The sequence below is a fragment of the Kitasatospora sp. NPDC001660 genome, from assembly GCF_053596725.1.
Genome location: NZ_JBSFGU010000038.1, coordinates 65,642 through 76,396, shown reverse-complemented (window position 1 = coordinate 76,396; position 10,755 = coordinate 65,642). Strand labels below are relative to the sequence as shown.

The 10,755-nt window shown below is 75.0% G+C and carries 6 protein-coding genes; 1 reads left to right on the top strand and 5 read right to left on the bottom strand.

What is annotated here, in order from left to right:
* The coding region (locus tag ACWCXH_RS30395) for an amino acid adenylation domain-containing protein (RefSeq protein WP_449804688.1) at positions 1 to 5,339 on the bottom strand (5,339 nt) is incomplete at its 3' end.
* 135 nt (positions 5,340 to 5,474) lie between these two features.
* On the opposite strand from ACWCXH_RS30395, the gene ACWCXH_RS30390 reads away from it, so the two are divergent.
* Entirely contained in the window at positions 5,475 to 6,032 is a 558-nt protein-coding gene (locus ACWCXH_RS30390; protein ID WP_449804687.1) for a hypothetical protein, read from the top strand.
* 60 nt (positions 6,033 to 6,092) lie between these two features.
* On the opposite strand, the gene ACWCXH_RS30385 is transcribed toward ACWCXH_RS30390, so the two are convergent.
* The 4 genes from ACWCXH_RS30385 to ACWCXH_RS30370 all read right to left on the bottom strand — a co-directional run bounded on the left by ACWCXH_RS30385 (position 6,093) and on the right by ACWCXH_RS30370 (position 10,728).
* On the bottom strand, positions 6,093 to 8,750 hold the full coding sequence (locus ACWCXH_RS30385) for an amino acid adenylation domain-containing protein (RefSeq protein ID WP_449804686.1): 2,658 nt from the start codon (positions 8,748 to 8,750) through the stop codon (positions 6,093 to 6,095).
* 34 nt (positions 8,751 to 8,784) lie between these two features.
* Positions 8,785 to 9,630 (bottom strand): mycofactocin-coupled SDR family oxidoreductase, encoded by an 846-nt coding sequence (locus ACWCXH_RS30380; RefSeq protein WP_449804685.1) that lies wholly within the window; start codon positions 9,628 to 9,630, stop codon positions 8,785 to 8,787.
* Positions 9,627 to 10,337, bottom strand: a complete 711-nt coding sequence (locus ACWCXH_RS30375) for a thioesterase II family protein (RefSeq protein ID WP_449804684.1) — start codon at positions 10,335 to 10,337, stop codon at positions 9,627 to 9,629. Before ACWCXH_RS30375 ends, ACWCXH_RS30380 begins: the two co-directional genes overlap by 4 nt.
* Before the next feature lie 175 nt (positions 10,338 to 10,512).
* Entirely contained in the window at positions 10,513 to 10,728 is a 216-nt protein-coding gene (locus ACWCXH_RS30370; RefSeq protein ID WP_380436795.1) for an MbtH family protein, read from the bottom strand.
* Positions 10,729 to 10,755: the final 27 nt, after the last annotated feature.

Genomic DNA, 10,755 nt, shown 5'->3' with positions numbered 1-10,755 from the left:
GTGAACTCCGGGGCCGAGCCGCCCAGTCGGGCCGCGTACGCCACCGAGAGGTCGCGGGCCAGCGGGGCCATCGACCAGCCGTCCGCCGCGATGTGGTGGACGACGACCAGCAGCGCGTGGTCGTCCTCGGCGAGGCTGAACAGGTGGGCGCGCAGCGGGATCTCGGCGGTCACGTCGAAGCCGACGGCGGCCGCCTCCGCGAGCGCGGAGTCCAGGGCCTCGGGGGTGACCTCGGCGCGGTGCAGCCGCGGACGGGCGGCGGCGTCGGCCGGGTCGAGGATGAGCTGCTCGGGGTGCCCGTCGGTGTCGGGGAAGAGCGTGCGCAGGGCCTCGTGCCGGGCGGTGACGTCGGCGAGCGCGTCGGCCAGGGCATCGGCCGAGAGGCGGCCGCGCAGGCGCAGCGAGAGGCCGAGGTTGTAGGTGCCGCTGGGGCCGTCGAAGTGGCCGAGGAACCAGAGCCGGCGCTGGGCGTGGGAGAGCGGGATGCGCGCTGGTCGGGCCTGTGGGCGCAGGGCGGCCCGGGCGCCGGCGGCGCCGGCCAGGGCGGCGGCGAGCGCGGCGACGGTCGGCGCCTCGAACAGGGCGCCGACGGTCAGTTCGACGCCGGCCTCGGTGCGGATCCGGCTGACCAGGCGGGTGGCGAGCAGCGAGTGGCCGCCGAGGTCGAAGAAGCTGTCGTCGGCGCAGACCGACTCCAGGTCGAGCACCTCCGCGAACAGCCCGGCCAGCAGCACCTCCTGGGGCGTCCGCGGCGCCCGCCCGGTGCTCGCGCCGAAGTCGGGCGCGGGCAGGGCGCGCTTGTCGAGCTTGCCGTTGGCGGTGACCGGGAGCGCGTCCAGCACGAGGACGGCGGCCGGGACCATGTAGTCGGGCAGGGCGGCGCCGACGTGGGCGCGCAGCTCGGCGGGGTCGGCCGCGGCACCGGCGGCCGGCACGACGTACCCGACCAGCCGCTTGTCCCCGGGCCGGTCCTCGCGGACGATCACGGCGCTCTGGGCCACGGCGGGGTGGCCGATCAGCGCGGCCTCGACCTCGCCGAGCTCGATCCGGAAGCCGCGGATCTTGACCTGGTCGTCGACCCGGCCGAGGTAGTCGAGCTCGCCGTGCGCCGTCCAGCGGACGAGGTCGCCGGTGCGGTACATCCGGCTGCCGGCCGGGCCGTACGGGTTGGCGGTGAAGCGCTCGGCGGTCAGGCCGGGGCGGCCGAGGTAGCCGTGCGCGAGGCCCGCGCCGGTGAGGTACAGCTCGCCCGCGACGCCGACCGGGACGGGCCGCAGGCCGGCGTCCAGGACGAGCACCCGGGTGTTGGTGATCGGCCGCCCGATGGTGGGCGCGCCGGCTCCCGGGGTGAGCGGCGTGGACATGGTGGCGCACACGGTGGACTCGGTCGGGCCGTACGCGTTGACCATGCTGCGGCCGTCGGCCCAGCGGGCCACGAGCTCGGCCGAGCAGGCCTCGCCGGCGGTGACCAGGGTCATCCCGGCGGGCAGCGTGGCGTCGCCCATCGCGGCGAGCACGACCGGCGGGAGGGTGGCGTGGGTGACGCGCTGTTCGGCGAGCAGGGCGGCCAGCGGCTCACCGGCGGCCAGCCGCTCGGCCGGGGCGAGGACCAGCGCGGAGCCGTTGACCAGGGTGGTCAGGATCTCCCACATGGAGGCGTCGAAGCTGGGCGAGGAGAACTGCAGCACCCGGTGCCCGGCGCCGCCGCCGAACCAGAGCCGGTGGGCGGCGGCCATGCTGGCGACGCCGCGGTGGCTCACCACGACGCCCTTGGGGCGGCCGGTGGAGCCGGAGGTGTAGATGACGTAGGCGGCGTCGTGCAGGGTGAGCGGGGCGTCCGGCAGCGGCTGGTCGGTCAACGGCTGGGCGGGCAGCTCGACGGTGTCCAGGAGCAGCCGCGGGGTGCCGTCGTCCGCGGGCAGGGCGGTCTGGAGCGCAGTGGTGGTGACGACCAGGCACGGGCGCGCGTCGTCGAGGATGTAGGCGATCCGTTCGGCCGGGTAGGCCGGGTCGACGGGCAGGTAGGCGGCGCCGGTGCGCATCGCGGCGAGCAGGCTGACCACGGTGTCGACGCCGCGGCCGAGGGCGACGGCGACGGTCCGGCCGCGGCCCGCGCCGCGCTCGGCGAGCAGCGCGGCCAGTCGCGCCGAGCGCTCGTCCAGCTCGCGGTAGTCCAGCACGGTGCCCTCGTGGACGAGGGCGGGGGCGTCCGGGGTGCGGGCGGCCTGGGCGGCGAACAGCTCGGTGGCGGTGGCGGCCGGGACGTCGAGGGCGGTGTCGTTCCACTCGCCGAGGATCCGGGCGCGCTCGGCGTCGCCGAGCAGGTCGACGGCGCCGATCCGGGCGGCCGGGTCGGCGGTGACGGCCTCGACCAGGCGGCGCAGGCGCTCGCCGAGCACCCGGACGGTGGCCTCGTCGAACAGGTCGCGGGCGTACTCGAAGCCGCCGGTCAGGCCGGCCGGGCGGCCCTCGGCGTCGAAGCGCTCGCCGAGCCGCAGCGACAGGTCGAACTTGGCGGTGTCGGTCTCCAGGTGGCGGATCGTCACCTCCAGGCCGGGCAGCTCCAGCAGCGGCGCGGCGTTGTCCTCCAGCGCCAGGGTGATCTGGGCCAGCGGGTGGCGGGCCAGCGAGCGGACCGGGTTGAGGATCTCCACCAGGCGCTCGAACGGCACGTCCTGGTTGCCGTACGCGGTGAGGTCGAACTCGCGGACGCGGTCGACCAGTTCGCGGAAGGTCGGGTCGCCGGAGACGTCGGTGCGCAGCACCAGGGTGTTGACGAAGAAGCCGACCAGCTCGTTCAGCGCCTCGTCGGTGCGGCCGGCGATGACGGTGCCGACGGGGATGTCGTCGCCCGCGCCGACGCGGTGCAGCAGGGCGGCCAGCGCGGCCTGGGCGACCATGAAGAGGCTGGCGCCGGACTCCTGGGCGAGCGCGAGCAGCCGCCGGTGGGTCTCGGCGTCGAGCTCGAAGGCGGTCCGGCCGCCGCGGTGGCTCGCCACGGCCGGGCGCGGACGGTCGGCGGGCAGGGCCAGTTCCTCGGGCAGTTCGGCGAGGGCCCGCTGCCAGTGCGCGATCTGCTGGGCGAGCAGGCTCTGCGGGTCCCGCTCGTCGCCGAGCAGCTCCTGCTGCCACAGCGTGTAGTCGGCGTACTGGACGGGCAGCGGCGCGAAGCGCGGGGCCTCGCCGCGCAGCCGGGCGGCGTAGGCGAGGCTGAGGTCGCGGGTGAAGGGGGCGACCGACCAGCCGTCGCCGGCGATGTGGTGGACCACCAGCAGCAGCACGTGCCGCTCGGGGGCGAGCGTGAACAGGTGGGCGCGCACGGGGACTTCGGCCGCCAGGTCGAAGCCGAGGGCGGCGGCGCCGGCGAGCAGCTCGTCCAGGTCGTCCTCGTCGGCCACCGCGGTGACCAGCAGCCGGGGCTGTGCGTCGGCGGGGTCGAGCACGCGCTGGTACGGGGTGCCGTCCAGGACGGGGAAGACGGTGCGCAGGCTCTCGTGCCGGGCGGCGACGTCGGCGAGGGCGGCGCGCAGCGCGTCGGCGTCGGGGCGGCCGGTGAGCTCGACGGTGAGGCCGTCGTTGTAGGCGGCGCGGCCGCTGCCGCTCTCCATCTGGTTGAGGAACCAGAGCCGGTTCTGCGCGGCGGACAGCGGCAGCCGTTCGGGGCGCGGGCGGGCGGTGAGCGCCGCGCGGGCGGCCGGGGCCGGTTCGGCGGCGGCGGTGCCCTCGCCCAGGCCGAGGGCCTCGGCGAGGGTGGCGACGGTGGCGTGCTCGAAGACCGTGCGCAGGGTGAGCTCGGCCTTCAGCTCCTTGCGGATGCGGCCGACCAGGCGGGTCACCTGGATCGAACTGCCGCCGAGGAGGAAGAAGTTGTCGTCGATCGAGCCGACCTGCTCGTCCAGCACCTCGCTGAACAGCCGGCACAGCGCCTCCTCGGCGGCCGTGCGCGGCGCGCGGGCGGCGGCCGGGGCGGTGGCGTCCGCGGCGTCGGCGGTGGCGCGGGTGCGCGAGGGCAGTCCGGCGGTGTCCAGCTCGACGGAGTCCACCCGGTCGGTGGGCGCGGCGGTGCCCAGGCGGTGCAGGAAGTCCAGGAAGGTCCGCTGGTAGGCGCTCAGCTCCTGGTCGCCGTAGAGGTCCGGGTTGGCGTCGAAGTCGATCTGCAGGCCCGCGCCGGTGCCGCGGTCGTAGACGATGAACGAGACGTCGTCGGCCGGGCCGATCGAGATGTTGTGCGGGCGGGCCTCGTGCCCGCCGAACCGCAGGTCGTAGTCGAACATCATGATGTTGACGTGCGGGCCGACCAGCCGGCGGTCGTCGGCGAGCATGCCGAGGTCGCGGCGCAGGTCCTCGAACTGGTAGCGCTGGTGCTTCATCGCGGCGCGCATCTCGCGCGAGACCTGGGCGAGCAGCTCCTCGACGGTCGCGCCGGGCTCGATCGCGACGCGCAGCGGCAGCACGTTGGAGACCATGCCGGGCACGCTGCGGGCGCTCTTCCCGAGCCGGGTGGAGACCGGCAGGCCGAGGACGACCTCGGGGGAGTCGGTGAGCCGGCCCAGCCACAGGGCGACGGCGGCGATCAGCGCGGGCGGCCAGGTGACGCCGGCCTCGCTCGCGAGGTCGCGCAGCCGGTTCGTCTCGGCCGGGGCGAGGTGGGCGGTGTGCCGGGCCAGCGAGCGGGCCAGCCGCGGCTGTTCGCCGGAGAGGCTGACCGGCTCGGGGCAGCCCAGCATCCGCTCGGTCCAGTACGCGCGGTCGGCGGCGGAGCGCTCGGAGTCGCGGTACTCCTCCTTCTCGGCGAGCAGCTGCGCGAGCGGTGCGAAGGGGCTCTCCGGGACGTCCTCGCCGGCCACGAGCGCCGAGTACACGGCGGCGGTGCGCTGGGCGACCATGTTGACGGTGAAGCCGTCGACCAGCAGGTGGTGGTAGCGGTGCAGCCACAGGTGACGGTCCTCGGCCACCTTGAACAGCGCGAACAGGAAGAGCTGGTCGTGCTCGGTGTCCAGCGGCCGGGCGAAGTCCGCGGCGATCCAGGCCCGGGCGGCGGCCCACGGGTCGGCCTCCGCGCTCACGTCGACGACGTGCAGGGACCAGTCCAGCTCCTCGGCCGGCACGATCCGTGCCGCCGGCCCGGTCTCCGTCCCGGTGAAGCGCAGCCGCAGCGTCTGTGCCTCGGCCACCACCCGGCGCAGCGCCGCCCCGAACAGCTCCGGATCCACCGGTCCGCCGATTTCCAGGAATTCGCCGGTGTTGAAGATGGTGTTCTGCGGATTCAGCTGCTGTGCGTACCAGACGCCCGACTGGGCGGCGGTCAGCGGCAGCAGGACACCCTGGAGGTCGGACACGGCCACTCACCCTCAATACCTCGACGAAAACCAACCGGAGCCCATGTCTAACAGCGGCCCGGAAGCCCGGACAACGCCGCTTGCAGAAAGCTGCCACGCCTTGGTGGCCGTCGGGCCGCGTGCTAGCGTCGCGGCATGAAGGAGAACGGCACGAAGGAGTCCGGGCCGACCCCGCCAAAGGAAGAGCTGGTCGACCGCTACATGCCGGAATGGCATTTCCGGGAGCACCACTGGGTGGCCGTCGCCGCACCCCCCGAGGAGGTGCTCCGGGCGGCCCGTGAGATGACCTGGCGGGAGGCCCCGGTGGCCCGCTTCCTGCTCGCGTTCAGTAAGAACGAGCTGCGCCCCGACGGCAAGGTCCTGGACGACTTCGCGATGGGCGGGGAGACCGTACTCGCCCTGTCCGACGGCGAGTTGGTGTACGGCGGGATCGGCTCCCCGGCCGGCCCGGTCAGCCCCGGGCAGCCGATGGCGGAGGTCTTCCGCGACTACGCCGAGCCCGGCTGCACCAAGGTCGTCTTCACCCTGCGCTGCGCTGACGGCGTGCTCTCCACCGAGACCAGGATCCTGGCCACCGACGACGCGGCGAAACGCAGCTTCGGGCGGTACTGGAAGGTCATCCGCATTCCCAGCGGAATGATCCGGATCGCCTTGCTGGCGGCCGTCAAGAAACGCGTCGACGCGACGACCTGAAGGGCCCCGGGCATTTCGCCCGGGGCCCTTCGTTCCGGAGTCCTTCGGATTTTTCAGGTATCAGCCCTGGGCGTCCCGGACGAGTTCCACGAAGCGGCCCGCCGTCGAGTTCCGGTAGAAGTCCTGCGTGGTCACCTTGGGCAGGCCCTGCTCGCGCATTTCCCGGAGCACCCGGATGACCAGCAGGGAATTGCCGCCGAGCTCGAAGAAATTGTCCTGCGGCCCGACCTCGGCGCCGAGCGCGTGGCTCCACAGCTTGAGGATCCGGTCGGTCAGCGGATCCGTGCCACCCGTCGCCGCCCCGGACCCCACCGGGGTCCCGTCGGCACCGGGTGCCGGCAGCGCGGCGGTGTCCACCTTGCCGTTGATGGTCAGCGGGATCGCCGGCACGGCGGTGACCGAGGCGGGCACCATGTACGCGGGCAGCACCCCGCGGGCGTGCGCGAGGACGTCGGCCGGGGTGGCCGTGCCGCGCAGCGCCACGTAGGCGTCGATCCGGGCGGTGGCCGCGTCGCCGGGGGTGTCGTGGTTGAGCACGGTGGCCGCGCCGCTCACCTCGGGGTGGCCGAGCAGCACGTTGCGGACCTCGTCCAGCTCGATCCGGTGGCCGCGCACCTTGACCTGGCTGTCCAGCCGGCCCAGGTGGTCCAGGGCGCCGTCCGGGCGCAGCCGGCCGCGGTCGCCGCTGCGGTAGATCCGGCCGCCGCCGTACGGGTCCTCGACGAACCGCTGGGCGGTCAGCTCCGGCTGCCCGAGGTAGCGGTCGGCGACGCCGGCACCGCCCACCCATATCTCGCCGGGCACGCCGACCGGCAGCAGCCGGCCGCGCGGGTCGCGCACCGACAGCGACCAGCCGGGCAGCGCCGGGCCGACCTTGCGGCCGGTGGCGAGCACGTCGGCCGGGGTCACGGTGTGCGCGGTGACGTGCACGGTGGTCTCGGTGATGCCGAACATGTTGACCAGCCGGCAGGCGGTGGGCGAGTGCCGGGCGAACCAGGGGGCGAGCATCCGGACGTCCAGCGGCTCGCCGCCGAACACCACCAGGCGCACGGCGAGCGCGTCGGCGGGCGCCGGCCGGTCGGTCTCGACCAGCTGGGCGAAGGCGGACGGCGTCTGGTTGAGCACGGTGACCCGCTCGCGGACCAGCAGCGCGTGGAACAGCTCCGGGTCCCGGGTGGTCCAGTAGTCGACGACGACGAGCCGGCCGCCGGTGAGCAGGCAGCCCCAGACCTCCCAGACCGAGAAGTCGAAGGCGCTGGAGTGGAACAGCGTCCACACGTCGTCCGGGCCGAGCCGGAAGTCCTCGCGGGTGGCCTCGACGAGCGCGGCGACGTTGCGGTGCGGGACGACGACGCCCTTGGGGCGGCCGGTGGAGCCGGAGGTGTAGATGACGTAGGCGGGCGCGGCGCCGTCCTCGGTCCGGGGCAGCGGCGAGGCGGTGGCGCCGAGCGAGCGCAGCTCCGCCGGGGTGACGACGCGCACGCCGTCCAGGTCCGTCGGGAGGCCCTCGCCGGTGCCGATGACGACGGTCGCACCGGCGTTGCCGACGGTGTAGCGCAGCCGGTCCGCGGGGTAGCGCAGGTCCATCGGCACGTACGCGCAGCCGGCCTTGAGCACGCCGAGCAGGCTGATCACCAGGTCCGCGTCACGCTCCAGCGCGACGCCGACCATCGAGCCCGGGGCCACGCCGAGGGCGTGCAGCCCGGCGGCGGTGCGCTCGGCGAGGGCGTCCAGCTCGGCGTAGCTGAGGCTGGTGGTGCCTGCGGTGAGCGCGACGGCGTCCGGCCGCTCGCGGACCACGTCGGCGAACAGCCCGTCGACGGTGCGGCCCGCGGCCTCGGCGCGGCCGGCCGGCGGGGTGACGCCGAGGGCGAGGATCCGCTGCGCCTCGGACGGGGTGAGCAGCTCGACGCGCTCCAGCGGCCGGCTCGGCTCTACCGCCAACTGCTGTGCCACGTACGCGACATGGGCGGCGAACCGCTCGGCGACGACCGGCGACAGCTCGCTCGGCCGGTAGCGGAGCACCCCGGCCGCCGTGCCGTCCGCGTCCACGGTGAGGTGCAGCAGGCCGGGCAGCGCGGGCGCCAGCTGCGCCACCCGCCACTGGCCCGCGCGCGCCTCCTCGACGAGGACGCCGATCCCGCCGAGGTCGAGCACGCCGCCCTCGTACGCGGGCCGTCCGGCCAGGTAGCCCGTCACGTCCTGGGCCTCGTCCACCGACGCGCCCGTGCCGTACCGGGCGAGCACCAGGGCGGCGGCGCCGGTGAGCAGCGCGGCGTCACCCGGCAGGTCGCCCGGCAGCGGGAGCTCCGCGACGGCCCCGGCCGCGGCCGGCTCGCCCAGGCCCCACTCCAGCGGAGCGGGGGCCGGGGCCGGCGCGGGTGCCGCCTCGGCGAACGTCAACGCGCCGTCCACGGCCAGTTCGTGCCGCGCCACGAGCACCAGGTCGGCCGTGTCGTCGGCGTAGCGCAGCAGCACCGCGCGCAGCGGCAGCCCGGCGGCGCGCAGCGGACGTTCGGCCTCGCGCCGGGCCCGGGCGGCGGCTTGCGGGTGGTCGGCGGGCAGCGCCACCCGCTCCTCCCACAGCGGCAGGTCCGCGAGTTCGGCGCGGGCCCGGCCGGCGGCGGTGCGCAGCCGCCGCTCCAGCTCGCCGGCCTCGACGGCGCCCGGCAGCCGGACCACCAGGCTGTGGCAGGACGCGGCCTGACTTCTCGACATGGACGGACACTCCTGACATTGGGCGTACGGGCGGTCAGCGGGCGCTGAAGCCGCCGTCGACGGTGAGCGTGGTCCCGGTGACCTGCCGGGAGTCGTCGCCGGCCAGCCAGAGCGCGGCGCCGGCGATGTCCTGCGGCTCGATGAGGGCGTTCATCGGCTGCGCCTGGACGAAGATCTCCTCGTGCTCGTCGACCGCGACGTCGAGCGAGCGGGCGATCTCGGCGAGCATCCGGCCCTCGTGCAGCGGGTCGTCGCGCACCGAGCCGGGGCACAGCGCGTTGACCCGGACCCGGAAGGGCGCGTAGTCGAGGGCGGCGGCCTTGGTGAGGCCGATGAGGCCGTGCTTGGCGGCGACGTACCCGGCGAAGTGCCGGTAGCCGACCAGCCCGGCGGTGGAGGCGACGTTGATGACGCTGCCGGAGCGCTGCTCGACCATGGCGGGGACGATCGCCTTCATCATGCGCCAGGCGCCGGTGAGGTCGATGCCGACCATGAGGTCCCACTCGTCCTCGGCGATCTCGTGGACGGCCTTGCCCGAGGGGGCGGCGATGCCCGCGTTGTTGAGCAGCACGTCGACGGTGCCGAAGCGCTCCAGCGCCTGCTCGGCGGCGCGGGTGACGGCGGCCGGGTCGCGGACGTCGGCGGCGACGGTGTGGACGGCCGCGCCGTGCGCCCGGCAGAGCTCGGCGGTGTGCGCCAACTGTCCCTGCGAGCCGAGCGGGTAGGGCACGCCGTCGAGGTCGCCGGCGACGTCGACCAGCACCAGGTCGGCGCCCTCGGCGGCGAACCGGACGGCGCACGAGCGCCCCAGGCCGCGGGCGGCGCCGGTCACGACGGCGGTCCTGCCGCTCAGCCGCCCGGTGACGGTCGAGTCGCTCATGACGCCCGGCCCGAGGGGGCGGTGAGCGCGGCGGCGACGGCGTCGACCACCGGCAGCGGGGACTCGGTGAGGTACATGTGGCCGCCCTCCGGCTCCACCAGCCGGAACCCGGCGGTGGTGGCCTGCCGCCACTCCTCGGCCTGCTCGCGGGTCACCAGGGTGTCCCCGGTGGCGCGCAGCGAGGTGATCGGGGTGCGCAGCGGCTCGTCCGTCGCGGGCCGGTAGTTCTCGTGCATCTCGACGTCCGCGCGCAGGATCGGCAGCAGCAGCTCGCGCATGTCCGGGTCGGTCAGCGCGTCGTGCTGGTAGCCGGCGAACTCCTGGACCCGGGCGAGGAAGGCGTCGTCGTCCAGGCCGGTGGCGCGGCGGGTGCGGCCGGTCCACGGGCCGGGCGAGCCGCTGACGAAGAGGTGGACGAGCTCGACCGCGGGCTGTTGCTCCAGACTGCGGGCGAGCTCGAAGGCGAGCACGGCGCCGAGACTGTGCCCGAACAGGGCGACCGGCCCGTCGGCCAGTTCCGCGACCCGCGGGGCGAGCGCAGCGGCGGCGGTGGCCGCGTCGGTGAACGACTCGTCGAGGAACAGCTCCTCACGGCCGGGCAGTTGGAGCGGGATGATGCGCGGGGCGTGCGCGGGGAGGTTCTTCCACCCGCGGTAGAAGCCGGCGCCGCCCCCCGCGAAGGGCAGGCACACCAGGGAGTGGGTCATGAGCGGCATCGCTTTCTGGGAAGCTGCGTGGAGGCTGCGTGGTGACCAGGGGCGTGGCCGCCCGCGGGCCGCCGGACGTCCACGCTGTCATCGGCCCCGAGCGCGGGCAACGGGCGTTGCAGATTGCTGCCAACGCCCGCTGCCCGGGTGCCCTCGGGGTGCCCGTCTCGGTGCGTCAGGCGGCGTTCATGGCGTCGGCCAGGGACTTCGGCCGCATGTCGGTCCAGTGCTCGTTGATGTAGTCGAGGCAGGCCTGGCGGCCGTCCTCGCCGAACACGGAGGTCCAGCCGGCCGGGACCTCGGCGAAGGAGGGCCAGAGCGAGTGCTGGTTCTCCTCGTTGACGAGGACCAGGTAGCGGGCGTCGTCGTTCTCGAACGGGTTGCTGGCCATGGTGGGCCCTTCCTTCGGTGGTGGGTG